Source organism: Candidatus Lokiarchaeum ossiferum (genome assembly GCA_025839675.1).
Lineage (GTDB): Archaea > Asgardarchaeota > Lokiarchaeia > Sigyniarchaeales > Promethearchaeaceae > Lokiarchaeum > Lokiarchaeum ossiferum.
The window spans coordinates 2,576,514-2,601,868 of the sequence record CP104013.1; the positions used below are offsets into that span (position 1 = coordinate 2,576,514).

Annotated in this window: 25 protein-coding genes and 1 tRNA gene; 12 read left to right on the forward strand and 14 right to left on the reverse strand. The window is 33.3% G+C overall.

Annotation, left to right across the window (positions count from 1 at the left end):
* Window positions 1-137: 137 nt before the first annotated feature.
* On the forward strand, window positions 138-353 hold the full coding sequence (locus tag NEF87_RS10725; protein ID WP_457919803.1) for a hypothetical protein: 216 nt from the start codon (window positions 138-140) through the stop codon (window positions 351-353).
* A gap of 22 nt (window positions 354-375) precedes the next feature.
* Here NEF87_RS10725 and NEF87_RS10730 read toward each other — a convergent pair whose 3' ends face one another.
* On the reverse strand, window positions 376-1,485 hold the full coding sequence (locus tag NEF87_RS10730) for a right-handed parallel beta-helix repeat-containing protein (protein ID WP_457919804.1): 1,110 nt from the start codon (window positions 1,483-1,485) through the stop codon (window positions 376-378).
* A 577-nt stretch (window positions 1,486-2,062) separates the two neighbouring features.
* Here NEF87_RS10730 and NEF87_RS10735 point away from each other — a divergent pair.
* Both NEF87_RS10735 and NEF87_RS10740 read left to right on the forward strand, forming a co-directional pair.
* Window positions 2,063-2,168, forward strand: a tRNA-Lys gene (locus NEF87_RS10735).
* 485 nt (window positions 2,169-2,653) lie between these two features.
* The gene (locus NEF87_RS10740) at window positions 2,654-3,025 is read left to right on the forward strand and encodes a hypothetical protein (protein ID WP_457919805.1); all 372 of its coding nucleotides are present in this window, start codon (window positions 2,654-2,656) and stop codon (window positions 3,023-3,025) included.
* A gap of 43 nt (window positions 3,026-3,068) precedes the next feature.
* On the opposite strand, the gene NEF87_RS10745 is transcribed toward NEF87_RS10740, so the two are convergent.
* Window positions 3,069-3,218 carry a hypothetical protein gene (locus NEF87_RS10745; RefSeq protein ID WP_457919806.1) on the reverse strand — a complete coding sequence of 50 codons (150 nt, stop codon included), beginning with the start codon at window positions 3,216-3,218 and terminating at the stop codon, window positions 3,069-3,071.
* Between the two features lie 182 nt (window positions 3,219-3,400).
* Between NEF87_RS10745 and NEF87_RS10750 the strand changes: the two genes are divergently transcribed.
* Window positions 3,401-3,577 (forward strand): hypothetical protein, encoded by a 177-nt coding sequence (locus NEF87_RS10750; RefSeq protein WP_457919807.1) that lies wholly within the window; start codon window positions 3,401-3,403, stop codon window positions 3,575-3,577.
* Between the two features lie 88 nt (window positions 3,578-3,665).
* On the opposite strand, the gene NEF87_RS10755 is transcribed toward NEF87_RS10750, so the two are convergent.
* From NEF87_RS10755 to NEF87_RS10765, 3 genes are all read right to left on the reverse strand, one after another.
* Window positions 3,666-4,829 carry a Kelch repeat-containing protein gene (locus NEF87_RS10755; protein ID WP_457919808.1) on the reverse strand — a complete coding sequence of 388 codons (1,164 nt, stop codon included), beginning with the start codon at window positions 4,827-4,829 and terminating at the stop codon, window positions 3,666-3,668.
* A 139-nt stretch (window positions 4,830-4,968) separates the two neighbouring features.
* Window positions 4,969-6,234 carry an alanine racemase gene (locus NEF87_RS10760; RefSeq protein WP_457919809.1) on the reverse strand — a complete coding sequence of 422 codons (1,266 nt, stop codon included), beginning with the start codon at window positions 6,232-6,234 and terminating at the stop codon, window positions 4,969-4,971.
* A gap of 185 nt (window positions 6,235-6,419) precedes the next feature.
* Window positions 6,420-6,851 carry a hypothetical protein gene (locus NEF87_RS10765; RefSeq protein WP_457919810.1) on the reverse strand — a complete coding sequence of 144 codons (432 nt, stop codon included), beginning with the start codon at window positions 6,849-6,851 and terminating at the stop codon, window positions 6,420-6,422.
* A 584-nt stretch (window positions 6,852-7,435) separates the two neighbouring features.
* Between NEF87_RS10765 and NEF87_RS10770 the strand changes: the two genes are divergently transcribed.
* Complete coding sequence (locus NEF87_RS10770) at window positions 7,436-9,385, forward strand: B12-binding domain-containing radical SAM protein (protein WP_457919811.1); 1,950 nt, start codon at window positions 7,436-7,438, stop codon at window positions 9,383-9,385.
* A gap of 59 nt (window positions 9,386-9,444) precedes the next feature.
* Here the strand turns inward: NEF87_RS10770 and NEF87_RS10775 are convergent, their stop codons facing one another.
* From NEF87_RS10775 to NEF87_RS10785, 3 genes are all read right to left on the reverse strand, one after another.
* On the reverse strand, window positions 9,445-10,716 hold the full coding sequence (locus NEF87_RS10775; RefSeq protein ID WP_371806547.1) for a PAS domain-containing protein: 1,272 nt from the start codon (window positions 10,714-10,716) through the stop codon (window positions 9,445-9,447).
* 151 nt (window positions 10,717-10,867) lie between these two features.
* On the reverse strand, window positions 10,868-11,713 hold the full coding sequence (locus NEF87_RS10780) for a hypothetical protein (protein WP_457919812.1): 846 nt from the start codon (window positions 11,711-11,713) through the stop codon (window positions 10,868-10,870).
* Window positions 11,714-11,766: 53 nt separating this feature from the next.
* Complete coding sequence (locus NEF87_RS10785; protein WP_457919813.1) at window positions 11,767-12,636, reverse strand: metalloregulator ArsR/SmtB family transcription factor; 870 nt, start codon at window positions 12,634-12,636, stop codon at window positions 11,767-11,769.
* 257 nt (window positions 12,637-12,893) lie between these two features.
* Between NEF87_RS10785 and NEF87_RS10790 the strand changes: the two genes are divergently transcribed.
* The 3 genes from NEF87_RS10790 to NEF87_RS10800 are packed head-to-tail and all read left to right on the forward strand — an operon-like array spanning window position 12,894 to window position 16,408.
* Window positions 12,894-13,691: an ABC transporter ATP-binding protein gene (locus tag NEF87_RS10790; RefSeq protein ID WP_371806550.1), complete on the forward strand. Its 798-nt coding sequence runs from the start codon at window positions 12,894-12,896 to the stop codon at window positions 13,689-13,691.
* A 2-nt stretch (window positions 13,692-13,693) separates the two neighbouring features.
* Window positions 13,694-14,449, forward strand: coding sequence for an ABC transporter permease (locus NEF87_RS10795; protein ID WP_371806551.1), 756 nt, complete (start codon window positions 13,694-13,696; stop codon window positions 14,447-14,449).
* Window positions 14,450-14,470: 21 nt separating this feature from the next.
* Complete coding sequence (locus tag NEF87_RS10800) at window positions 14,471-16,408, forward strand: acyltransferase family protein (RefSeq protein WP_457919814.1); 1,938 nt, start codon at window positions 14,471-14,473, stop codon at window positions 16,406-16,408.
* Window positions 16,409-16,480: 72 nt separating this feature from the next.
* Here the strand turns inward: NEF87_RS10800 and NEF87_RS10805 are convergent, their stop codons facing one another.
* Window positions 16,481-17,002, reverse strand: a complete 522-nt coding sequence (locus tag NEF87_RS10805) for a hypothetical protein (RefSeq protein ID WP_371806553.1) — start codon at window positions 17,000-17,002, stop codon at window positions 16,481-16,483.
* Between the two features lie 119 nt (window positions 17,003-17,121).
* On the opposite strand from NEF87_RS10805, the gene NEF87_RS10810 reads away from it, so the two are divergent.
* On the forward strand, window positions 17,122-17,796 hold the full coding sequence (locus NEF87_RS10810; RefSeq protein ID WP_457919815.1) for a hypothetical protein: 675 nt from the start codon (window positions 17,122-17,124) through the stop codon (window positions 17,794-17,796).
* Between the two features lie 35 nt (window positions 17,797-17,831).
* On the opposite strand, the gene NEF87_RS10815 is transcribed toward NEF87_RS10810, so the two are convergent.
* Complete coding sequence (locus NEF87_RS10815; RefSeq protein WP_371806555.1) at window positions 17,832-18,434, reverse strand: hypothetical protein; 603 nt, start codon at window positions 18,432-18,434, stop codon at window positions 17,832-17,834.
* Window positions 18,435-18,558: 124 nt separating this feature from the next.
* On the opposite strand from NEF87_RS10815, the gene NEF87_RS10820 reads away from it, so the two are divergent.
* The gene (locus tag NEF87_RS10820; RefSeq protein WP_457919816.1) at window positions 18,559-19,791 is read left to right on the forward strand and encodes an acyltransferase family protein; all 1,233 of its coding nucleotides are present in this window, start codon (window positions 18,559-18,561) and stop codon (window positions 19,789-19,791) included.
* Between the two features lie 153 nt (window positions 19,792-19,944).
* Here NEF87_RS10820 and NEF87_RS10825 read toward each other — a convergent pair whose 3' ends face one another.
* Entirely contained in the window at window positions 19,945-20,256 is a 312-nt protein-coding gene (locus NEF87_RS10825) for a hypothetical protein (protein ID WP_371806557.1), read from the reverse strand.
* 648 nt (window positions 20,257-20,904) lie between these two features.
* Here NEF87_RS10825 and NEF87_RS10830 point away from each other — a divergent pair.
* Window positions 20,905-22,944 carry a hypothetical protein gene (locus tag NEF87_RS10830; protein ID WP_457919817.1) on the forward strand — a complete coding sequence of 680 codons (2,040 nt, stop codon included), beginning with the start codon at window positions 20,905-20,907 and terminating at the stop codon, window positions 22,942-22,944.
* Window position 22,945: 1 nt separating this feature from the next.
* Here the strand turns inward: NEF87_RS10830 and NEF87_RS10835 are convergent, their stop codons facing one another.
* Window positions 22,946-23,203, reverse strand: a complete 258-nt coding sequence (locus tag NEF87_RS10835; protein ID WP_457919818.1) for a hypothetical protein — start codon at window positions 23,201-23,203, stop codon at window positions 22,946-22,948.
* A 162-nt stretch (window positions 23,204-23,365) separates the two neighbouring features.
* Here NEF87_RS10835 and rbr point away from each other — a divergent pair, with 162 nt between their 5' ends.
* On the forward strand, window positions 23,366-23,956 hold the full coding sequence (gene rbr / locus NEF87_RS10840) for a rubrerythrin (RefSeq protein WP_457919819.1): 591 nt from the start codon (window positions 23,366-23,368) through the stop codon (window positions 23,954-23,956).
* A 5-nt stretch (window positions 23,957-23,961) separates the two neighbouring features.
* Here rbr and NEF87_RS10845 read toward each other — a convergent pair whose 3' ends face one another.
* Together NEF87_RS10845 and NEF87_RS10850 are read right to left on the reverse strand one after the other, a co-directional pair.
* Window positions 23,962-24,285, reverse strand: coding sequence for a hypothetical protein (locus tag NEF87_RS10845; RefSeq protein ID WP_371806561.1), 324 nt, complete (start codon window positions 24,283-24,285; stop codon window positions 23,962-23,964).
* 92 nt (window positions 24,286-24,377) lie between these two features.
* Entirely contained in the window at window positions 24,378-25,325 is a 948-nt protein-coding gene (locus NEF87_RS10850; protein WP_457919820.1) for a DMT family transporter, read from the reverse strand.
* Between the last annotated feature and the right edge of the window lie 30 nt (window positions 25,326-25,355).

Consider the following 25,355-nt stretch of genomic DNA (forward strand, 5'->3'; position numbering starts at 1 on the left):
TTATCTAAGATCATAGAGAAAATGGCCAGAAAATATGAATTAACTCTAATTCTGGTGGCACATTAGCTTTTAATAACATTTATTCTAAAGAAATAGATTTTATCGAGGTTTATTAGGACATTATGAAAAAAAACAATATGAGCGTCCTTCTAAATTCCCGAAATGTATTACATCCTCAATCAGTACACCAGACTTATCTGATGACCTATCAGCGACGAACAGCCATTAGTTGTCTACTCCTCGCATTGTTTTCAGAAGCAATTTTCATATTACTCATGTTCAAAAAGATAATTATCATCACCCTGAAAAAACAAAAATTTTTCCAAGGTAAAAGAAAGAAGAAAAAACGATAGAAAATGATATGAAATGAAAAAATTAGTTGATTTTTCTTTTGACGAGCAGAAAAACAGATACTGCAACACAATATAGAATCATTATTGGTATGTTAAATCCGGGAATTCCAGTACTGACTTCCGCATTATAGCTCAAATTCAAAGTAGGGACTTCTACAAGAGGGAAGTTATCATCGTTTCTTGACCCAGAGATGTGATACTTTATATCCCACATTCCATTTTCTGAATTGGCGGATGGATACCGGGTAGAATAATCCCCCCAAAAATTTCCGTGAGTGCCATTATCCCAATCGTTTATTCCCGACCCATCATCATATCCTTGATTACCTACATTTTTACTAAATATGTTGTAATAGATTTTGTTAAAACTTGAAGTTTCTTTTACTTGAATTCCATGTCCGTTGTACATAACTTTATTCTGAGTTATAGTGGTGTTTTTGGTATCATAGACCTCCAAACCATTGCTCGTACTGTTAATTATATAGTTATTGGAAAATTTATGCTCTAATCCTTCAAATAATACCGTTCCTTTAAAGTTAAATTCGATATGGTTTCCTTGGAATGTATCCCCGACAGAAAAATGAGAATATAAGCCCATTTGTTCACTTCCACAGATATAATTTCCTGAATATATCCCATTTTTGCTAACATAAGGATAAAGCCCAATTCGAGAATTATTAATAAAATCGCAATTTAAGACTTGATTAAACTCACCATAAGCAGAATAGATTCCTTTATAATTCTCAATAAAAGTGCAATTACGAATGATCACATTGTCACACCGCATTAAAGTAATTCCCGCATCTTGTGCTAAATAACCGGAGTTTGTAATCGTGCAATTTTCGATTAAAACATATTTTTCAGAATTTTCTATTCTGATTCCAGAACCAGATTCATCAGCATCGATAATCAGATTCTGTAGTTTATACGGATTGGATTTAGCCCCGCTACCAGTGACATAGGGACAATCTTTCCAAGACATATCATCTTGAGTGGGATCGATAAAAATGGTATCATGAAGGCCTACAATGGGGTCTGCAGATACATCAACCATACCAAAATTAATGGTAGAGCCGATTATTATGCTTAAAAATAGGCTTGAAAGAAAAATTATTTTCTGATTTGTTTTCATATTCAGATCAAAATACTTAAGAAAGGGCTAGCATAAAAAATTTTTGAAAAATGAATTATGAGTAAAATCAATTAGAACTACTTTTCATGAATTATAATTAATTAAATTAGATTAATAGAAAAAAAATAATTTCAAAATATTTTAAGATTTTTGATTTAATTCAATTTAATCTTTTACTTGAAATGTGATTGACACAAACTTCTACAAAAGAAACACCTGGATTTTTTTTTTTAAATTCCGCTTTAAAAAAGTGCATTCTGATTCATTTCACACATATTTTTAGCTTATTAATACAAGCTCACTTTTTAATTTCTGAAATCATCCCATTTATCAAATATTTGGTCGAGTTGAGAAATAAAAAAGAGAGTAGTATGGTGGTAATAAAAATGGAAGAATGCCCATAAATAAGGGATTAATCTAAGATGGCAGCCCCGATGCAGAACCTCTAATAAAGTTTTTCATCGCCCGAGCAAAAAATTTTTATTGAGTGCGCCACTGAGTAATCATGTTCTCATCTGTTTGATAGTCAAATGAAAATTATTTTAATTGATGAATCATATATGATAACAATTACCTTGGGCCATTGACGCAGCCAGGTAGCGTGTCGGGCTTTTAATTGATGAGCATTTCGCTCAAAAAAAGCCACCCGCAAGCCGGGGGTTCGAATCCCTCATGGCCCGCCATTATTTCTTTTCTATTTAGTAACCCACTAAGTAAATTTTAGACATCCCATATTAGCCCAATTTCCTGGTTAAAAATTATCTTAATAGAAGGAAACTTCTACAAATTTTAAGAGTGAATATTTGCACCAAAAATTATTGAGAAGTAAAAAAAAAAAAAAAAAATTAAGAAAACTCATCGGCAATGGAATTACCACACTTGCCACAAAAGGAACTAAGGTTATCTAACACAGCCCTGCATTGATTACAGGAAGGAGAATAGCATAATTCTAAGATGTTTGGTACAAATCGATTTTCCACACTTTTCGCAAATCAGATTCGTCGGAAATTGACAGATATAGCAATTTGGGGGAATTTTTTTCAACAGATTTGTTATTTTTCTTTTGGGTGTTGGGAAAATAAGCTTCTACCAGATGAAGCAAATATAAAAGAATAAAATTTAAGGGCAAGTCGATTATTATGACAATTATGGATTTAAAGGTGATAAAATGAGCGATGTATTAGTTCAAGGGCCAAAGGATTACTCCTTTCCGATCATTCGCGCTGATACTGAGGAAGACGATGAGTTTCCCAATCCACCAGACCGACCTATCGAACCAATTCATGCCCTGCAATTATTTTTCCTGCCCTTTTTGTTGGGATATCTCTTATTATCCTTATTTGCTGCAATAATGTTTCAGAGTTATATATTGTTGGGAATAAGCGGATTTTCCATCATTGTTCTGATTGTGGGGAGAATGTTGGAGAAAATATGCCTAAATAACTTCATCAAACGTAGAACTATTGCTATTCGAGTATTAGGGGTTGAAATTGTGCTTTTCTTTATATGGCAAAGCACTTGCGTCTACCTATATTATTAGATTTATTGCCAACCAAATAAATAATATTGAATATTTTCGCCAATTATTCGATTCCCATTTTTTTCAGAACATATGTCAAAGTCCCAACAAGGTAAGAAGTTGAAAATTGCTGGATCATCAATTTCTTTATAATCTGCGTTTTTATCTCAATTTTCACCCGCGAGATTTCTATAATCGAGTCTGGGTGAATCACTCTAACTTCCCCGATCATAAGGATTACTTCAAACTTCCAGTAAAAATCATGATAATCATTAAATCGTAGAAGAAAAATCTCGAAAGAAGAAGGAGAATAAGATAGGGAAAAAGAAAAGTAACCTATTTTCTAACAAAGAGAAAATATCTCAATTTGAAAAATTATTTCTAATATCCAATCGTGTGAAGATTTTAGATATTTGTGCTAATCTTGATCTTTCTCGAAAAAAAATTATTACCTTATTGATTGAATGGGAAGGGGAAGTTTCCGGATACAAACTTGAAGGGGATGAAATAATTATGGATAATACGAAGAGTAAACAAGATTTTCTTATTCTTATTGATGACCAATTTTTCTAATTGGAATCAAAAAGTAGAACTAAGTGTTGGAAAAAAAGAGTAATAAAGTGGGAGTTGATCTTGCTTTATGATGAAATTTTTTTTTGTTTTATAGTTTAGGCATTTTATTTTGAGTTTTTGTTTTTTTTCTGAGGAAGAGAATTATGGAAAGAAGGGAGATCCCTAAAAAGATGAAACCAAACGATATTGTTCCATTTTCATCACTTTCAGAACTAAAATCAGTAGAAAGAGGTTCCCATTTAGAGTCTGTAGAATCATAGGACCATAAATCCCCATAGTTCACACTATAGTCTTCTCCAAGCCCTCCAAATAGGTAAGTTTTATTGGTTGACGAAGCAAAAGCCATGGCATGTCCGGTTCGGGGGGATGGAGTGCTATCGGGAGAGAATTCAGTCCAAGTTGAAGAGGAAGATCCATTGAAACACCATGTATCCCCCAAAGCTCGAATAGGGGATTCTTCATTATCACCTCCAAACAGGAGGCTTTGACCCAAATGAGAATCAAATACCATAGAAAACCAATATCGGCTTAAAGGAGTTGTATTAGGAGACTTTTTTTGCCAAGTACCTTCTGTAAGATTCAAACTCCATGTTTCACTAGACAGACCAGAGACACGCCCTCCAAAAAGTATTCCTAATTTAGCATTGGTATCGTATACCATAGCATGGCCATAACGAGCTTGGGGTGGAGTATTTGTGGTTAATTGCACCCAATTTTCAGTCTGTGGATTAAAAATCCATGTTGCATCCTTAAGAACAAAATTGGGATCAACGTGACCTCCATAAATAACAATTTTTTGTTCGTTTTCATCATAATGCATAGAGAAATCAGCCAAATTTGGTGGAGAATTTTCGGGTGATAATTTTGTCCAAGCGTTAGAAGAAGGATCAAAAGCCCATGTTTCACCTCCACCAAAATAAATGACCCGATTTGTGGATGGATCGTAGACCATTCCAGAATTTTCTTGAATTCTTGGAACGATTGGAGTATTTATAGGAGTCCAAGTATTATTGGATAGATGATAAAGCCACGTAGAATAATCTGGAGAACTACTTGCCATAGTTCGACTTCCGAAAAGAATTAGTTGATTTTGAATAGGATCGAAGACCATGGAATGGGCATACAGAAGAGAAGGTCCATCATTAGAAGATGAGGAATAACCAAGCGAAGGAAAACTTATCAAACCGAAAATGAAAATAAAAAAAGCAAATTTAAGTTTGAAGTCGCGGTGAACTTTTAATTTTGACGACATAAACTGATTAATACCAAACTATAATATAAACCAAGGGAACTGAATTTTTAGATTATTCAGATGATTTAGAACCCCTAAAAAAAAAGATATTTTACAAATCAATGAATGAAAAATGGATTTAATCCTTTTTCTAAATACGCTATTCATACGTTTTTATTAATTTTTCAATATCTTTAACAACTCTCTCAGAAGAAACTGGATTAAAATCATGATCTAGCGCATTATTAGCATGATCAAAAAGATAATGGAGTTTTAATTCTCGATCTCCAGATAAACCTGATATCGGAAGTATATAGGATCTAGTCATCTGCATTTGTGTACGGTAGGCTAAAATAACACTGTCTCCAATTTTGCAAGTTTGATTCAAGTCTGGATTTGGTATAAATTGCATATGATAATCAATATCTTGTACTACATCGAAATTATATCTAATTTTATTTTTCCGAGCTTCATCCCATGTTGAGCCAATTAAAGCATTAATTTGGTCACTATAATTCGTGTGATAAACTCCTCCTCCATAAGCGTAAGCTCGCTCTTTATAGAAATGAGAAATTTCTGTAAGATATATAAAAGCCGTCTTTTCAGCACAATCATTTCGAAATGCGTTTGAGGGAGTTGTGCCTAATAATGCGTTACCAGGTTCTACATGAGTCGCACCTAATTTTCTTAATTCAGGCATTAGTTCAGAATTCGTATTTCCAGGTGTATTGATTTGAGTGATAGAAAAGCCCATTTGGTTTAGATTAGCAGCAGCACGAAGTATTGTTTCGAGATTTTGCGTAGATTTAATTTGATCATCTTTAGTTTCGTTGTACCTAACACAGGGAAACGAAGTGACTCCAATCAGTTCTATATTAGATAATTTTTTGACTTGATGTGCAAATATGTCAAGTTCCCGTTCTTCAATTCCCCCTTCTTGCCCGTCAAATAAGACATCCCCATCTGTAATTACACGAACCATGATATTTTGAATTTTTTCTTGCAATTTTGCTTCTTCATTTATCCATCGTGCCTGATTGATGCTGTAAACCGTGATTACTTCCGGATTTAGCTTTAAAATATATGGAATAAAAATCCGTGGAATCTGTTCTAAATGGCCAACATGACCAACTGGAATGTTATATCGGCCACATTGGAGAGCACCTTGTACATCAACTGCAACTATTTTGTGAAGTCCTTGAGATATGGCAACACTGTTAATATAGGGGTTTCGATTATGTTGCTTCGACATCAAATAGGTTATCAATTTATTCTGAGATGCTGTTCCACCCAATATTTTAGCGTTAGCTGCGATTTGATCAAGATCAATAACCCATGTATTTGGAGGAATTTTGTTTTTTTGATGTAATTCAATTGTTTGTTTGATAAGTTGAGAATTACTTTCCATAACATGTTCTAAATACATTAAGAAATGGTATTATGAAATCTATTAAAAAATTTAATGAATAAAATATTCCTCCAAAGCATATTGAAGTTGGAATTGCGAATGCAAGAATAGTGTATTAAATCTCCAAAGGAAGTAAAAAATTGGTTATCAAAATTAAAGAAAGCACTGTTAAATCCTATCCCCCCTGCTTTATCACAAATTCTTCAAAAAAGCGAAGAAATAAACTGAAAAGGTGCAAATAACTTCGCCTCAACATGGAGAGATTTTTTCAAAAAATCAAGTAAACTTTCTGAAAAATTGATGAAATAAGTCACTTCAGATATATTTTGAAATCTTCCCTCTGATCTCTGATAGAAATAGGTTAATTGAGTGATTAAATGCTTGTTATTAAGATCTAATTGGTGAGCAATGTTCAGTATTCGCGAATCCGAGTGAGATAGTAATTTGGGATAAGTTATTTTTTCTTTCCAGCTAATGTAAAAAAGAACATGCAAATTGAAGTCGGCAAATTGAGACTTTAACTGATTTTTATTTCCAAAAAAAGAAATTCTTTTATAAATAGATTCAATTTGCTTAATTTTTTGAAGGATTTGGGTTCGCTTCTCTTCCAATAAAATAATATTCTCTAAGTTCAAGACCGCTGACCTCACTATCAATTAAAAATCAAGAGATGTATTTACTCAAGTTGAAACTTGCATTGATTTTTAATTTGAAATAATTATAAAATTTCACAAATTAATAAGTTAGCATTTTCTACTGATTAATTTAAAACATCAAAACTTGACGTTTCTACATCACACGACCTCTTAACAATTCATTTGAATTCTCAATTCCCACGATATCATTTCCTTGGCATCAAATCGCTTGATTCATTTATCTTAACCATTTGATGCAAGTTTATCAGCAAATTAAGAACATCTAATTTTTACTATTAACTAACTAAAATATATGTAGAATAGACTTATCCTATGAAATTGAAGATGAAGTATATGTAGCATTAACTTTTTTTCCAATATTTATGAAAAAAGGTTGTATAAAGACAAAGAAATGTATTAAAAAATTTCAATTGAATTCAGAACACTATGTTTCCGAATAGGAGTATGCGGTTCTAAGTTTAAATATTGTCATGTCTACATTGTATACTTGACAATTACTCAAATAATTGTTTATACAAAAAAATTTCTCGAAAAATATTGAAAAATTAAAGACTTGAACCCTCATGAATCCAAAATTACTTTTAACAGCGGTTTTCGGCCCATATGGTGTGAAAAATGCTTATGCTGAAGGCATAGGAATGCAGATGGAATTATTAAACAATCAAATCACACGTCAACAGGGAATTCACTCCCCACGGCAAAATTACTGGACTTTTGCACTATATTTATTAGCTGAAAATATCTCGACACCGACCACAGTCTTAGATTTTCCTAAATGGAAAGATTTTACACACGAGTTAAATACTAACCATTATACACATGTAGGAATAAATTTTATAGTCCCCAATGTTCTAAAAGCCAAGCGGATGACCGAATATATTCGGAAGCATCATCCTAAGATCAAGATTATCTTGGGAGGATACGGTACTACCATACCAAACTTAGAAAAAATGGTGCCCCACGATGAATTATGCATCGGTGAAGGAGTACGCTGGATGCAAAAATATTTTGGAGAAGAGGATCGACTAACCCAACCTGTTATCCATCCTGTTATTCAAAATCCCATATCGCAAAGAGTCTACGGTTATAGATCCGTCCCGAGAGCAGCAGTATTATTACCTGGATTGGGATGTGAAAATGGATGCGAATTCTGTGCAACATCTCATATGTTTAATAAGAAATATGAACCCTTACTTGCAAATGGACAGGAATGTTTTGAAGCTTGTCTCAAGGCAGAAACTAAAATGAAAGCATCAGGTTTTTCAATCATGGATGAAAATTTTCTAAAACAACCCAATACAGCTCGAGATTTGTTGAAGGCTATGGAAAGTAATATGAAGAATTATGCTTTTGAGATTTTTTCATCGGCAGAAACAATTACAAGCCTAGGAATCGATTTTTTGGTTCGTCTTGGAGTCAAAATGGTATGGATTGGAGTGGAATCCAAAAAATGGGCACATAACAAAGTAAAAAATGTTGATTTTACCGAATTGTTTGCGAAATTACAAAATAACGGTATTACAGTCAATTCTTCAGCCATTCTTTTCCTCGAACATCATGATGAGAAATCATTACAAGAAGATATTGACTGGGTAATTAGTTTGGGGGCGGATCTCACCCAATTTATGAACTATACCCCACTTCCCAACACAACTCTCTACAAACGTTTGAAGGAAACTTCAAAGCTTAAAAGTCAAGAAGAAGTTCCGTATGCACAATACCATGGCGCGGCCGAATTAAATTGGATTCATCCCCATATTAATGATCCTAAGAAGCATTTTGAATATTTGAGACAGGCGTTTCGTAAAAAATATCTGACTAATGGGTCTGGCATTTTAAATATGACCATCACATCTCTTTTAGGATTGAAATCAGCACGAAAAGATTTTGCATATCGTGAAGAAAATGGAATCAATTGGAATCCAATAACCCTAAAATATGAAAAATCTGACTCACCTCACCATGATGCTTACTTTAAATATCGGTTACGGAAGATTGAACGCGTAGCCATGATTAGTCGTCCTATGTTGCTTCCTTTATATTTACTTGCACCCAATAAATCTATTCGGAACAAAACAAAAGCCGCCTTGAGATTAGCACGAGAGACTTTAGGTAAACCAACGATTCAGGAGAGAATAAAATCCTTTGCTCTTGTGATTTTTGCTCTAATTGAAGGTATTAAATTCACATTCATGAAAATTCGAGGGAAGGAATCCATCATCTATCAACCGAAAGCGCGAAAAGTTGATTATAATATGGAATCTCATACCGTGCTCGCAATTGTTAAGCATCAAATTAAAAAGTGGGTGAGATTAGATAAGCCTTACCACTGGGTGCAGGATCAATTGAGAACAATTCCAAGCAAAGCAGAATTGTTGAGAAAAATCCAAAATTATTCCAAATTCAAAAAAACAAACCTTTCATTATCAAAAATGCAAGAATGTTGGGTTCAAATGATTTCTAAACAGGATTATATTCAAAATTATTGGATAAACGAAGGAGGCAAAGTTTAGTTAATTTCCTTGGTTTTTTTGCCTCATTAACCAATTAAGGAAAAAAAAAGATTAGAGGCTTAAAACATCTGATCCTTCAAAGTTTTAACCGCTTTTTGCTGGATTAATTTTTTTTCAGCTTTCTTTTGCTCAGTAATATCTTCCCCAGAACTTAAAATGCCTCTGAATTCTCCTTGTTCGTTGATAATAGGTGCGTTATGCCAGAAAATCAACTTTTTCTTACCACGTTTATCGAGAATATAATTTTTATTGAATTCATTTTTCCCTTGGCGCACTTTTTCAAGTTCCTTTCTAATAGACGAACGATCTTTTTCTTGAATAAAATTTTCGCACCAATCCAACCCTACTACTTCAGTTTCATCATAACCAAGAAGTTGAATCCCTTTACGATTGATTTTTGATAATTTCAAATTTTCATCTAGAACAATAAGCATAACTCCAGCAATATCAAAATACATTTGGGCGATGGCTTTTTCCGAAGCAAGTTTCTGTTCAGTTTTTTTTAAAGAGGTGATATCCATCCCAACAGAGAGAATCTCGACAATTTTTCCATTTTTATCGTAAATGGGTTTATTTGTCCAAGCGACCCACTTTGATGTATTATCTTTCAGAATACTTCTCACTTCCCGGAATTCAAAATTCTCAGGGTTTTCCAAGAAGAGTTTCAATCGATCAGCACTAAAAATACCATCTTCCTCCGTTCTAGGTAGGATGGTTCCAACAATACTCTTGCCCAATATCTCGTCAGATGCATATCCAAAAAATTTCTCAGCAAAGGGGTTTAAAAAGGTCAAGTTTCCATTAAGATCAATTTTAATGATAGAATTATTTGCAGTAAGGATCTCATTTGCATTATTTAAAGCGACTTCTGTTCGCAAACGTTCTTCTTCAAATTCCGTGACATATTTTAAGGTTTTTAATCGTTCTTCCCATTTCGAACAAAACTGCGAAGCAAATTCGGTGATATCTATTCCATTACTCATTTTAATTTCATCGATGAAATCATTTCGTATGCGCATCAATAAATCGGTTCTAATTTTCCCAATATCCTTATTCAGCTTAAAAATTAAAGAATATTTATCAAAATTGCCTCGAACTTGAGGATTTTGAATTAAAAAGTTGGTTGCTTGATAAAAAGAATTTCTTTCTTCAAAAAAGAGATTTTTTTTATTTAAACTTAGGGCATCAATAATAATTTTTGAGGATATATGGTTGCAAGTGTCTTCGCAAAAAGTACAACCTTCACTATCTTGTACATTCAAACAGATTGGACCTTTGTAGTCATCAAACTTACCTAGGGTTATTAATATATTAGAGTGATCAAATTGCAATATAACATCATTTAACTCGAAAAAAATAAAAATTTATTCAAATTCTTAGATAATCTAGCAAATAATTATGATTAAGACAAAGTTTTGAATAAAGTCGGGAAATTATCGTTCCATTGTTAGAAAATGTGATGATTTCGAGAATTTAAAGGTCTCAGTTTTCTTCTACAGTAATAGATGTTTTTTTTACTTTTCCAAATCCATAAAAGATGAAAACTGGAGAGATTATCCAAAATAAATGCCCTAGGATATAATAAAAAAGGGTAGGTAAAACTAAAATCATCGGGGAGATAAGAGTTATCACACCTAAAATTACCCAATATATATGACCAATCCCAAGGAAAATGATTCCCCACATGAAAAAGGTAATTCGCTTTTTAAAATCTTTGGAAGGATCTTCTATTGCGATGTCTTTTAGGGTTAGATAAAGCATTAATGCACTGATTAAATAAATAATTACATTTAAAGCAATGGAAAACCCCGCAAATCCATTGAAGATCCCACTTACATCGATGCCAATGGATGAGATCAAGATTTGAATGATGTCTCCTGCGGAGATTATGATTGTTATTGCCCCCATTAAAATAATAACAATTGCATTATTCGTAAAAACTGCTTTTACTCTTTCTTCATCATATCGAAGTGCGAATGCTGCAATTAGGAAATTCCAATTCATTACAGTGCTAGCCCCAAAAGCAATGTCTCTAAGAATATTCACCCAAAATAGAGATTGATAATTGAAATCATATCCTTGATAAATGCCCATTGGAGTTGTTTCATCCATGGATAACCCTGCACATGTATAAATAACCATATCCAGTGTAATATAAAGGACCCATGCAAACATCCCTATTAATAGAGATTTGTGAAATTGTGATCTATCTTTCCAAGCCGTTTGTTTATTTTTCTTGTTAATTAAGTAAATATTCATAATAAATAGAGCGGCTTCAATGGATTTAGGAATAATTAAGGTAAGTTCTAAATTTGAAATTAAGGGCACAATTATCACATGATTATTTTATTGAAAAAACTTTAGCTTACAGCATTACACTTTTATGCTTGATACGTTTGCATCATTAATGATTTTCTAAAAACAGTATAAATCGTTGATCTATAGATAGTATTTTTAAATCCCACAGGCATTAGCTGTTTGATGGGGCCAATAATTTTCTCATTGATGGTTTGCTGGGAAAATTTCCCTTCCTTATCGATATTAGGATCAAATTTGTGAAGAAATATATCCATTTCAAAGGTTTGTGAAAATTGGTCCAAACTTCCAATGATCTCGCTCAAATAAGAAATAGATTCAGCATATCGTTTATCATTTTGGACATCGATGACATAGATTATTTTATCAAAGCCTCTGATAACAGAAATAGGATCTTTTTTAAATTCTTCACGAAAGACTACTTGACCGCCATATTCAAAGTATATTGAATCAGGTTGGATTTTTGTCTCCAAATTCATATCAGAGAGAATTTCGGACATATGTTTCTTCCCATTTGTTGCTTTGAGATTTTGGTTCATATAAGCCATCAAATTTTTGTTTCCTAAGAAGCTAAGGAGAATTGAAGTTTTTCCACTACTATCAAGTCCCATGAGTAGTACTTTTTTTCCTTTCATGCCTTTTTTTGCAGAAACAACATCAGATGTAGAAAGATAAGAACTTACGGACTCTAACATATCAAAAATCTGTCGATCTCGGATTTTATAAAATTTTTGCGTACCTTCTTTTCGATATGTTACCAAGTTGGAGTTAGATAAACTTTTTAATTGCTGCGATGTAGTGGAATGGCTTTTTCCAGTAATTTTTTCAATATCACTGACAGTCAGCGGACCAGATCGAAGAGATTGAAGAATTGCCATTCTAGTATCATCGGCAATTGCCTTCAAGACATTCATATATGTGAATTTATTTTCCATTTTAGTACTCTCAACGGGTAATTTTTCTTTCTTATATATGTTTAAAAGAAGCTCAAACATTTAAACACTTTGACATTTAGGTATTGATCCAGTTAAAATCACAAAAAAACTAATTTAATTTGATGATCTAAAAGTCACTTAGTTTGAATGTCCAAATATCCAAACATTTAAATATATATAATTATTAAATAATATTATCCCGAAATTGTTATCACATCAATTCTTCAAAAATGGAAGAAAGGAAAGGGTAAAAAAAAATGACTGAAAATCAAAATAAAACCGTTGCAAGTGAAAACGCATATGCAATAGAAGTTGAAAACTTAAAAAAGCACTTCACTAGTAAATCCGAAGCTAACATTGTGAAAGCTGTTGACGATATATCCTTCAAAGTTAAGGAAGGCGAATTCTTTGGACTTTTAGGGCCAAATGGCGCTGGGAAAACCACCACCATAAAAATGTTGACAGGTCTTAGCACCCCATCTGAAGGAACCGCACGCATTGGAGGATATGATCTTAAATCACAAATGATGAAGATTAAAGAATCTATTAGTGTATGCCCTCAGGAACCAGCCTTGTTTAAATTTCTCTCGGGAATTGAGAACATTGAATTTTTTGCAAATCTACACTTGATGTCAAAAACCGAAATCAAAGCTCAAGCAGAGAAATTCTTAAATCTCTTGGGACTATACGATGTCCGTAAAAGAAAAGTAAAAGGTTATAGTGGTGGAATGTTGCGACAGCTTAGTTTAATTGTATCATTGATCCATGATCCAGAAACAATATTTTTAGATGAACCAACTGTAGGTATGGATCCACGTGCTCGACGTAAAGTGTGGGATTTTCTTGGAACTATCAAAAAACAAAAGAAAACAATCATCTTAACCACCCATTATATAGAGGAAGCCGAAGCCCTTTGTGATAGAGTGGCAATCATTGATTATGGAAAGTTAGTTGCCTTAGGAGCACCCCAAGATCTTATTGCCCAATATGAAGTTAAAAATTTAGAAGAAGTCTTTATGAAAATAACTGGCAGAAGCATTTTGGAGGGGTTATAAAAATGGAATTTCAAAGAATACGAGCCATTGTTAAAATGGAAATTAAACGTCAGCTACGAGATCCCCTAACTCTATTCATAACCACCCTAATGGTACCAGCACTGATCGTAGTAATGGGTTTATCGTTAGATTCCGTGTATTCATGGTCTCCAGACTATAGTGTATTTGAAATAATGTTTCCTGGATTTCTGGCTTATGGATGTTTGCTGACAATTTTTGATGTTGCAGGATCCGTGGCAACGGAAAAGGAATTAGGAGTTCAAATTCGGCTGATAACTAGTCCTCTGTCATCTTCTGAATATATATTTGCTCAATTAATCGCTTATACAATTAAACCTTTGGTTCAAGCAATTATAGGAATTCCACTTGGATATTTAGTTGGATACCGCCCTGATATTTCCGTAATGGGATACATCTTAATAGTAGTATTTCTGATAATTCTAACCTTTTGCTCAGTCGGATTTGGACTTATTACAGCAAGTTTAGTAAAGAATGCCGGAGCAGCACAAGGTTTAGCTTTCGCATTCATAGTCCCCCAACAAATCTTTGGATCTTTTATCCCAGCCGCTTTCTTCGGATTAGAAAAATTTGCATGGGTCCTTCCCAGTTTTTATGCGACAGATGGAATTGGACTCATCTTTGCAGGAACAAATCTCTTAGATTCCCAAATTTGGCTTCGAATGTTATTGCTTTGCACCATAAGTTTAGTAATTTATGTAATCGGAACTTTTCTTTTTGAGAAAAATAAAAAATCATAAAAATATTGGAGAGTAAAAACTATGCAGAAAATAACACACAAAAGCAAATTGAACTCAAATCGTGAAGTATGGGTAGATTATCTACGGATATTTGCCGTTTTTTTAGTTATTCCTTACCATATAATAATCTCCTATGTTGAGAGTGTGTTTGGTGAAGGGACACACTTCACAATTTGGAACGAATATTTCCCAAAAGGAGCTCACCAGATTTGGAATTTCTTCAATCCTTGGCATATGCAATTACTTTTTGTTCTGGCGGGTTTTAGTTTGGTCCTTTCATTAAAAAAACGTTCATTCAAGATTTTTACTCAAGAACGTCTTATCCGAATTGGAATCCCAATCATTTTTGGAATTATCTTGTTAAACGCCATAATGAGTTGGTTTAGCACCATGTTTTATTACAATTTACACCCAGAAGTTAATCCAATATACCCAAACCTTCCAGATTTTTGGACATTTTTTGTCTATTGGTGGTGGATAGGAAAATCTTTCAATTCAGGTCATTTATGGTTCTTAGTTGTATTGCTTGTGTTAAGCCTCGGGATGGGATTGATCATTTCACTTATACAAAAAAAGAAAGCCGATTCCACTCACAATCAGAATAGGTCAACAAAATTTCTTAAATTTCTAACACATCCAGCCACAATGTTATTATGGGGTCTAATAGCAACACCTTTAAGCTATATTAAACCAGCCTACACAAATCCAACTCTATCTGCCATATTTGGAGTCTTTCAATACAATCAAGTTCTATTCTTTCTTTTTGGGATCATTCTTGCATGTAATCGACAAAATATAGACAGAATCAATCAACATTGGAAATGGACACTACCTCTTGGATTCAGTATGTTAATCACTTGGATTATATTTCAAAAAGATTATCTTCTGGTCTTAAAAAATGTTGGAGCATGGTTCTTTGTATATGGACTGATTTGTTTAGCAAGTGTGAAACTCACAAAATCCTCAAAAACCCTCCAATATCTATCAAAAGCCAGTATGCCAGTTTACATTCTTCATTTACCTTTGGAAATTATTGTTGGCTACTTTATAATTCAACTTCCAATTTATCCGATATTGGAAATCTTTCTACTTGTGATCATCAATTTAATCTTATGTTTTCTTTTATATGATGGAATACATAGATTAAATCGAGTAATTCCAGGGATAGGGTTAGTAGTTGGTATTAAAGAGAAGAATATGATGCAAAAAATTCGCCGAATGTTAACAATTGTGAAATTAGAAATGAAAAGACTATTTCGGGAACCAATGACAGTTATCTTTACATTATTCCTTGTTCCAATTCTAATCATAATTCTTGGGCTAGCCATGGGTTCAAATTACGGTTGGCATCCGGATTACTCAATATTTGATATAATGATGCCAGGATTATTAGCCTATAATGCATTACTTTCCACATATGATGTGGCCGCATCTGTTGCAAGCGAAAAAGAGTTAGGAATTCAAATAAGGATTAACACAACACCACTAACATCTGCAGAATATATTGGGAGTCATTTAATATCCTATTCCATTAAGCCAATTATTCAATTGTTGCTAAGTTTACTCACAGCCTATGCTGTTGGATATCGCCCCGTAGCTTCAGTGGTTGGTTATATCGTTGTAATTGCATTCATGATTTTTTTAACCTTATGTTCTGTCGGTTTTGGGCTGATTACAGCAAATTTCGCAAAAAGTTCCAGTTCCGCGGGAAGTTTAGCTTTTGCGTTTATCGTACCACAGCAAATTTTCGCATCCATAATCCCTCCTGCGTTTTTGGGAATGGAAAAATTGGCCATGTTCATGCCAAGCTTTTATGCAACTGAAGGTATGGGTCTTCTTTTAGCAGGTGCATCTTTAACAACACCAGATATTTGGGCCAAAATGGGGATATTGGGGATTTTCACATTAGTATTTGTGATTATTGGAACAATTCTTTATGAAAAAGGACGAAAGGAGTAGATTCATTTTAACCTTCAATTTTTTTTTTTTGATTTTTTTCCTAGGTAAAAGGATTGCTACACATTAATTTTTTTAGCATTCTACAAGATTTGATGGAACATCATAATAAGTCTGGCAAAAATAATAAATTTTCACTGCTTCTTCTTTAACTTTCCATTTAAAATCAGTAATAAAATTTCTAAAATCAATATCATCCATAGATCCTTCTTGAGATTCTACGAAAACATTCAAGAACCATTTATTTCTACTGGTCTCATCCCCATCATATATTTTTTTACTAATCTGAACTGTAATATTTCGTATCTGTTCAATATTTAGTATCTTACTTCGCTTTGAATGAATTCGTGATATCAATCGAATTTCATTTTGCTTGAAGATTATTTTTCTATAAGGGGTTCTAATGATATTAAAAACCATATAAACACCAAAAAGAACGAGAAAAAGATATAAAAAATCAATGGTTCCACCAGTATTCGTAATAAGTATAGTGATTAGTAAAAAAGGCAGGCTTTTTATCACAGTATAAAAAAATTTTTTTTTATATACCATTACTGGCTCATTGTTAAGAGCCAGTTCTTCAACATTATATACCATAAGTTTTTCTCAGCAACATGTTAACATTGTTTTTGGACCTAAAGAACAAGTTCCATAATGAACATTGTGACCCATATGGAAAAATTTATAGGAATAAAATCGAATAAGAGGACATTCAAATGAGTTTTGCACAATACGAGAACGCGGCCCCTCATACACTCCAAGCATTGGAAAATATGCGGAATTGGGAAATGTTGGAATGGTATGCAATACCAATGCTCGGAATAATGTTTTACATCTATGCGAAAGAAATTCAAAAAGCAAGAACAACCAAAAATTGGGATCCTCTCTTTTGTGCGGTCACGGTGATGGGGGTCGTGTTCTTCAATGAAACTTGGAATAGTTGGGTTGCATGGTTTACAGGAAAATCAGCTATTTGGACAACACCAGGGGATACGGCATTTTTAATCATGTTTGGAATCAATTTTGAAATTTTGTGCCTCTTTCTAATAAATGGATTTACCTACGCAAATCTCATCGATCCAGATGAAAAAAAGAAATTTTTAGGAATTCCAAATTGGTGGTTTTATGGAATCTTAGTATCTGGTTTTTCAGTTTTGGTTGAACATATGCTCAACAGTGCAAATCTACTAGTCTGGTATTTTTCCTTTTGGGATCGGGATTTTTGGGGATTTTGGATAATTTTATGGATTGGATACTTTCTATTCTACTTAGCCTGTATCCTCGTTCTACGACTAAAATCTACTAAAAAAAGGTTAATTGCGGTGGGATCAATATATGCAGTACCAATCATAATGAATATCATTGCTGCTATTCTGGGGATGGTATATTAGTAAAAGTGATCATAAATACTCTAATGAAAAAAATATTAATTTTGATTGAGATTTTTGATAAAACCAAGCAATTTTTGAATTCTTTCATCCTCAAGATCCACACCCAGATACTGAATCCAATCTTTAACTTCCCGATAATTAGTGGGATCAATTTGAAAACCTAAGAAATCATTTTTCCGCATATAGAAAAACAAAAATCCATCCTCAATTTCTTCAATGGAAAAAGCAACCCCAAATAATTTCACTATGTTCCCAGCAAATTGATAACTTTCCCTCATTGGTTTTTTAAGATTCGTCCGGTATTTTAAAACGAGATAATTTTTACCTAAAGTAGAATCATATTGGGATTTTTTTGCATTCATAGCTTCAATGAAAATAGTATTTGGCAAACTCTTCGAAGAATTTAACTCTTCAGCTAACTGATTAAACAAATCATGTCCCATTTTATAACATTCAAGAAAACGAGATTCTGATGGGTATATTAATTCAAACAACAAACCACAATCTTCTGTTTCGATCCATCTAGCGGGAACCTTATGAGTTCGTTCAAATCGTTTTTTGATCAAAGAAAGGATATGTTTATGTGACCACTCCTTTTCAAGAGTTGAAATAACGGAGATCTGAAGAAAGGGTTTCATTTCGAAGACATTATTGTAATAGTTTTTATAAAATATGAAGTTATTCAAATACCAGAAAAATATTGAAATTTCACAAATATTTTAGAGTACTAAGAATATTTCTATCAAATATTGAGGATTAAAAATGGATACTGAATACGATCAAACTGCAACTCTCGAAGAATTACAAGTGGAATCATCGCAAAGGAAGAGATATTTTCAAGTGGATGCCATGAAGGCAATCATGATTGGATTGGTAATTATGGATCATACCTTTACTCACAGTTTTTTACATCAATTTGGATCTCCTTTTTGGGAACGAATTTCAATCCCAATATTGATGATCATTATGGGTTTTAATTTGGGAAACTCATCGAAGGGAATAAATCACATGAAATTAAAAGATTATTATACCCGATCTTATTTTGAGAAGAAATTGAAGCGATATTTCATCCCCTACCTCATTCTTTACTTCATTCACGGTATAATGAGGTTAATTGTAACATTAGGGGAGATTCAAATAAATTCCCCTGCAACATATGATTCAGCGGTCTTTCGGTACCTAGGATTCACGCTCTTTTACGGTCCAGGCTTGTGGTTCATCCCGGTTCTCTTTGGAACAATACTAGTGTTTCCAATCTTACATTTCTACTTTAAAAAAATGCCATCAACAACTTTTTTTGCAACTTTTTGTATAGAATTTTTGACCCAATTTATTGTATTAATGATCCTTAGTACCAATCAAGGTAATATTCTAGGAGTATTTTACTTTCTTTACAGTGTTTTCTGTTTGTTCAGTGCTATTGGAATGGGATTATGGCTTTCAATTGATCATAATATGTCATCCAAACATAACGTAGTAATTTGGATCCTTTTTCCAATCAGTTTAGGATACATGATTATCGCTATGATATTCCCAGGGCTTTTATTTTTCCCAATTGGTGATTATCAAATGTTTTATTTCCCCTATTCTGCAGTAATATTTATGTGTTGCATGAAACTTATCCCCGAAAATCCCAAAGGTACAGTTAGTGAGTTTATTAGGAAAGTGAGTAAATCCACATATCATATTTTATTAGCCCAGATATTTTATTTCTCAATTGTTTTTCAATTCTTTTTGATAATGACCGATGGAGATGCTTCCACCCTTGATATTTTTGATGCAGCACCTTTGAACTATTTATGGTTCTTTCCACTAAATTTGGTTATTACATTTGGAATTGGATTATTTTGGAACCATCTTGAAGAGAAGTTTTATAAAAAGATGCCTGAAAAGAGAGGATATCAAAAAATATATGCTTTTATGCTAACATTGGCCGTGATCGCATTTGCAGCATGGATAATTGGACAAATTTTATTTTTCTTTGTGGTATTTTAAAGAAAAAATAGTTTACTAAATAAGCTTCTAAAGTTTTTTTTTGTTTTTTTTTTTTTGATTTCCAACATTAATTTATTCTTGATTTGGTTGGATCCAAGGTAGAATGTAACTTAAGCGGATAACATTATAAATATAAGGTGAAGGTGAAAAAAACTAAAACCGGATAATTTCTCCCAAAAGGAACATCACAACCACGGTGATGACAGTTAAAGCCATCAATCCATATACTATTTGAGTTCGTTTTTGATCATCAAGATCGACTTTGTTGCTTTTAGCTTCGGTACTATTTATTAGGAGAAAAATAGCACTAACAATCAACAATGAACCCCCAACGATGGTAAAAATGGATCCTGCCATAGGATCATAATTTGCCCGAAAAATAAAAACTGCAGGAAAACATGCACATGCACCTCCCATGCAGTAAAGCATCAAAATACCACTCAATCGATTTAAGTTTAACTTCATTTATATACCTCAATACAATTCTGTCAAAGTAGTATTTAAATTAGTATGCTCCACATGGATTAAAGCATTTTTTGCTAAATTCGATTGGGTATTGATGCGGTAGATTGTTCATAAAATTTATATATTATTGAAATATTATATCAATTACAAATTTGAAATCTTCAAGAATATGAAGGTAATAAATTTCTCAATTTTTGATGGGACTGTGGATTTAACATAGGTGCATTTGAAAAGCCTTAAAAAGTGCAGGATTTCCATGGTCTTGTCAAATCCAAAGAATTATCACAATATTTTTCCAATTCATTGCACGAATTTAATTTCAATATTTTGAACATTAAACTATTGAAAAAACCCGTTAATAGAATTACAAAATTAGTTCAGCATAATCTTCATACCATTATAAAAATTAAATTTTTCTTCAATCTAATCGATCTATATGCCTAATTCTTCCCATCATTACACCAAATTGTTCCATTAATAACTAAACGGAATAATGGGAAAAAGAATTGTACTAAAGAATGGTAGAATTTTCATTATATTTAATTTCGATCAAAACAATCTATCAAAATGTATTCGAAAATCTGTGACAACCCATGAAAATGAATTGTATAGATTTTCAAATATTAATATAGAAACGTGAAAAAAAATATGAAGGTAAAAAATTTCTCATTTTTTTTGATGGGACTGTTGGTATTTAATGTCGCTGCAATGGTTGGTTTAAATTATGCGGCAGCTTCCATGAATCCAGCGATTCCGGATTATGAACCAATGTCTGTTTCTGAAAAACTACTCCACAACGATATGTCACAATTGATTAATCCAAGTGATGTTGTTGGAGAAGATTCAGATTCTGGTTCTGAAACCGTTGTAGAAGAAGCCATTGTTGGTGAAGTCAAATACTTCCTAAGTTATGATGATGTAAACGGTATGTTTGTTGATGCATATCAGTTACAAGCCGCAGGACCTCTCACCGAAATATGGGTTCAATTAGATATGACATATCCTGAAGGTGATCCTCGAGAAGATCCCGTTGTAACCCAAGAACAATTAGACTATCTTTTAAATGAATTTGAAAGCAATATCTATCCAATAGATACGACGTATTTTGGGACTCCTGACGAACATACTGGCGAAGCAGCACCTTTAGCAGGTATGCTTGGACTTCCAGAAGATTATTATCTTAGCAATGAAGGTAAAATTATTATTCAAATCTCCAACATTCGAGATACCGCATATTATGATTATACATATCCATCATATATTGCCGGTTTCTACTGGGGAACTTATGAATATTACTTCAATCGAAATATTATCAATATTGATTCCAGTGATTGGGAAAATCGAGTGGGACCAGATGTAGCCCGACCATTTTTATATGAAGGTACAATTGCTCACGAACTCCAACACTTAATTCATGCAGATTATAATCCTGCTGATGACACCTTTATGAATGAAGGATGTTCTATGTACTCCGAACCACTTTGTGGGTATGGATACTCGTGGGGTCGAATGGGAGATTACTTTGCAACTCCAGATAACAGTTTAACCAATTGGGAAGATCAAGGTGGTCTCAATGTGTTAGCTGATTATGGATGTGCCCAATTATGGACCGTCTATTTAGCAGATCATTATGGTGGTGCAGCATTTATAAGCCACTTTGTCCAAGCAGGAATTGGTGGAATCGAGGGGATTAATGCAGCCTTGGCTTACTTTAATTATACCATCACCTTTGATGATATCTATCGAGACTGGAGAATTGCTAATATGCTTGATTTAGATGATAGTGTCTATGGATACCCATCAATAGATTTTGATGAAGTAGACAATCCACTTCGAATTTATAATGTTTCTACACCCGTTGCAGATTTGTTAGGTACCGATTTTGGCACCACAACAGGTTATGGGGGAGATTCAGGTATTTCTAAACTCGGATCTTATGGAAGCGATTATATTAAATTTACTCCAGGAGATTACAATTTCTTTGATATCTTCGCATTTGATGGAGATGACACCGCTGAATATGGTTGGGAATTAACCGAAGATGGATGGTATTCTGGAGCAGCAGCATTATATGATGTTTCCTTAATTAGCACAGCAACAGTAGATACTGCAGACCCATACTTGCGATTAGACTCTATGTGGTCTATTGAAGATTACTGGGACTTTGGATTCGTGCAAATTTCTACCGATAATGGAGAAACTTGGACCTCTTTAGCCAATGAAAACACTACCACTGATTTTGATCCAAGTGGTCACCCAGATATTCAAGCCAATTTACCAGGTTTAACCGGAACTGGTGATGGAATCATTGAATTTGATCTATCCGCTTATGCAGGGCAAGAAGTTATGTTATCTTTCCGATACATGACTGATTGGGGTACTGAATTTGCGGGTTGGATTATCCGAAGCGCAAGTGTCAGTGGAGTAGAAATTGAACTCGTAAATGTACAACCTGAAGCCGAATTCTTAGTTACCATTGTAGAAGTATACAATTGGTGTGGAGAAGACTACTATTACATCTATGATTTAAATCTCTATGATGCCTACGAAACTGGATTTGGAATTACTGCTGCTGATGAATATTATATGATCGTCTCGCCAACTATGGAAAATGGTATGGTGGATTACGAGATCAACGTTCTCAGTTTCGGTATGAACTGTCACCGTTATCGACATATGCGTGTCTAATTCAATTTATTTTAGTCACATTTTTTTTTCTTTTTCCTTCTCGTTCCCTTCGTTGCTCAATAATTTTGTTCCGCACTTCATCCTTGAGCGATTCTTGCTCGTTCAAAAAATTGGAATTTTGCATGTTTGCCGCCATGTTAGCAGCCATTATTTCTGCTACACCTTTTGCGGTTTGTTTTGTTGGGGTTATCTTGTCTTCATTTTGATTTTCACCCTTTTTAACTTCGACATCAATTGATGAGTTCATTTTTTTTTGCATAACAACTCAAGGGAGATGAAAGTAAAAATTGTATGTGTCTGGATAATATATCATTTAAACTAAATCGGAACTTCTATAGAGAATTTTCACTTCTTATCCACGAAATTTGATATGAAGAACAACATATATATTAATAAGGATTCAAATCCTAGTGAAAGTACTATGAACCGATTAGTCGAAGCCCTTGCTCAAGCTTATGTGGGTGAATCTCAAGCGAGAATGCGCTATACTGAATATGCAAAAATTGCTGGTAAAGAAGGATATGAACAAATCAAGGAAATTTTCCTCGAAACCGCGAATCATGAAAAAACTCATGGAAAGAATTTCTTCCGTATGATTCAAAAAGTGATGGAAAAAATTGGTGAAAAAACGGAAATGTTGGAAATTCAAAATGTCGCCGTCCCCGTGGTGCGAGGGTCAGTTGTTGAGAATCTCAAAGCTTCTATTGCAGGAGAACACCATGAAACTTCAGAAATGTATCCAGAAATTGCAAAAATCGCTAAAGAAGAAGGTTTTGCGGATTTATCCGTTCAAATCCTAGGAATTGCGAAAGCTGAAGAACATCATGAAAAACGGTATCAAGCAATATTAGATGCATTGGAATCTGCCAGCATGTTCAAAAGCGAAGGGAAAGTATGGTGGTTATGTATGGAATGTGGTTATTGGCACTATGCGGAACATCCCCCAAAGATGTGCCCATCCTGTGATCACCCTATGGCATTTTTCAAAAAGATGGATAGTTCATTTATGTAATTTTTTTATTTTTCTTCTTCTAATGTGATTAATGAATTCATTTGTTCGTGTAAAACCAAACGTTGGTCATCATTTAATTCCGTATAGGTGTTATGATGAAAAGTTTCAATATCATACAATGAATTGATGAGAATTGCAATATTATTACAAATATCATTCGTGGTTATTTCATCTTTACCTAAAGATTGGAAAAGTTCCGTAATCAAGAAGGCTTCCTTGATTGCATATCGTAAAAACACATCTTTCAACTCCCCGTTTAATAAATCTTCATATTTGCTAATAATATGATTAAAATAATTGATATCGTTGGGAATGGAGTTTTTTGGCATTGAAAAATATCCTTTAATCCAAGTGAATTCTCTGTTATCTGTTACAAAGCATCCTACAAAATAAAAATTGAGACTATCAAAAACGTAGTTGTTCAGTCATTATTTTCTTTTTTTGGATGTTCTCGATAGAAGAAAAGTATTGAAATGATCACTACAGTAATGCCGATTAGATGAATCACTGTGAATTTTTCATTTAAAATAATTAAAGCAAAAATAGAAGTCACTATAGGTGTCAAGGCATAAATTGTTGTTGATTTAGAGAGATCCATATATTGAAGCACTTTATACCAGCATATATGGATTATTGAGTAAACAACTCCGGCAAGGAGTAAAGATAATAGATTTTGTAGATCCAATAATATGAAAATACTCCGATCTGGAAAAGCAATGACGTAAAAAATCCCAAGTACTAAGCTTCCTATAGCAGTGCGGGAGATTACAATTGTCATTGGGGGAGATTTTTGAACATCCATTAATTTTTTGGTGAAATAGTGGCCAAACATCCAAAGGAGGGGTAAGAAAAATAACATTATAGCACCGATATTCATTTCAACAACTGCCGCAAAACCATTTGTAAGGGTAAAAAATAGACCAAACAATAAGGTAAGGGTGAAGACTAATTGCTGTTTAGTTACTTTTTCATGAAGTAAAACAACTCCAATTAGCATTGAAAAGATTAAACTTGATTTTAGAACAATTGAACTTAGTATTGCACCTGCTATCGGTAATGCATAAAATTGTATGATTAGGGCTACAGCAAAGATAATACCAATAATGATATTGGATAAAATGATTTGATTTCTTGATAATTTCGTCTCAAGCTCGGTTGCATTTTCCATTAGATATAACTTATTTTTAAATTTTTTTCGTTCTGCAATCATTAAGGGAAAAATGAAAATTGATTCAAAAATCATCGTAAACCATGCAAAATAGAATGCATCCAAGGCATCTGGTCGTAAATTAGTAACAACCGGTAAAAAACTTTCTGCAATGACACCAAAAGCCCCAAACATTAACCCTTTTTTTGTGTTTTTATTCAAGAAGTATCATGATTTTCAACCGTTGAAATA

Bases quoted from the DNA above. Each gene is read 5' to 3' on its own strand.
- NEF87_RS10770 (WP_457919811.1), top strand. From the start codon at position 7,436: ATGAATCCAAAATTACTTTTAACAGCGGTTTTCGGCCCATATGGTGTG.
- NEF87_RS10830 (WP_457919817.1), top strand. From the start codon at position 20,905: ATGAAGGTAAAAAATTTCTCATTTTTTTTGATGGGACTGTTGGTATTT.
- NEF87_RS10725 (WP_457919803.1), top strand. From the start codon at position 138: ATGAGCGTCCTTCTAAATTCCCGAAATGTATTACATCCTCAATCAGTA.
- NEF87_RS10790 (WP_371806550.1), top strand. From the start codon at position 12,894: ATGACTGAAAATCAAAATAAAACCGTTGCAAGTGAAAACGCATATGCA.
- NEF87_RS10820 (WP_457919816.1), top strand. From the start codon at position 18,559: ATGGATACTGAATACGATCAAACTGCAACTCTCGAAGAATTACAAGTG.
- NEF87_RS10795 (WP_371806551.1), top strand. From the start codon at position 13,694: ATGGAATTTCAAAGAATACGAGCCATTGTTAAAATGGAAATTAAACGT.
- NEF87_RS10810 (WP_457919815.1), top strand. From the start codon at position 17,122: ATGAGTTTTGCACAATACGAGAACGCGGCCCCTCATACACTCCAAGCA.
- rbr (WP_457919819.1), top strand. From the start codon at position 23,366: ATGAACCGATTAGTCGAAGCCCTTGCTCAAGCTTATGTGGGTGAATCT.
- NEF87_RS10835 (WP_457919818.1), bottom strand. From the start codon at position 23,203: ATGCAAAAAAAAATGAACTCATCAATTGATGTCGAAGTTAAAAAGGGT.
- NEF87_RS10755 (WP_457919808.1), bottom strand. From the start codon at position 4,829: ATGTCGTCAAAATTAAAAGTTCACCGCGACTTCAAACTTAAATTTGCT.
- NEF87_RS10730 (WP_457919804.1), bottom strand. From the start codon at position 1,485: ATGAAAACAAATCAGAAAATAATTTTTCTTTCAAGCCTATTTTTAAGC.
- NEF87_RS10825 (WP_371806557.1), bottom strand. From the start codon at position 20,256: ATGAAGTTAAACTTAAATCGATTGAGTGGTATTTTGATGCTTTACTGC.
- NEF87_RS10845 (WP_371806561.1), bottom strand. From the start codon at position 24,285: ATGCCAAAAAACTCCATTCCCAACGATATCAATTATTTTAATCATATT.
- NEF87_RS10785 (WP_457919813.1), bottom strand. From the start codon at position 12,636: ATGGAAAATAAATTCACATATATGAATGTCTTGAAGGCAATTGCCGAT.
- NEF87_RS10815 (WP_371806555.1), bottom strand. From the start codon at position 18,434: ATGAAACCCTTTCTTCAGATCTCCGTTATTTCAACTCTTGAAAAGGAG.
- NEF87_RS10805 (WP_371806553.1), bottom strand. From the start codon at position 17,002: ATGGTATATAATGTTGAAGAACTGGCTCTTAACAATGAGCCAGTAATG.
- NEF87_RS10800 (WP_457919814.1), top strand. From the start codon at position 14,471: ATGCAGAAAATAACACACAAAAGCAAATTGAACTCAAATCGTGAAGTA.
- NEF87_RS10760 (WP_457919809.1), bottom strand. From the start codon at position 6,234: ATGTATTTAGAACATGTTATGGAAAGTAATTCTCAACTTATCAAACAA.
- NEF87_RS10740 (WP_457919805.1), top strand. From the start codon at position 2,654: ATGAGCGATGTATTAGTTCAAGGGCCAAAGGATTACTCCTTTCCGATC.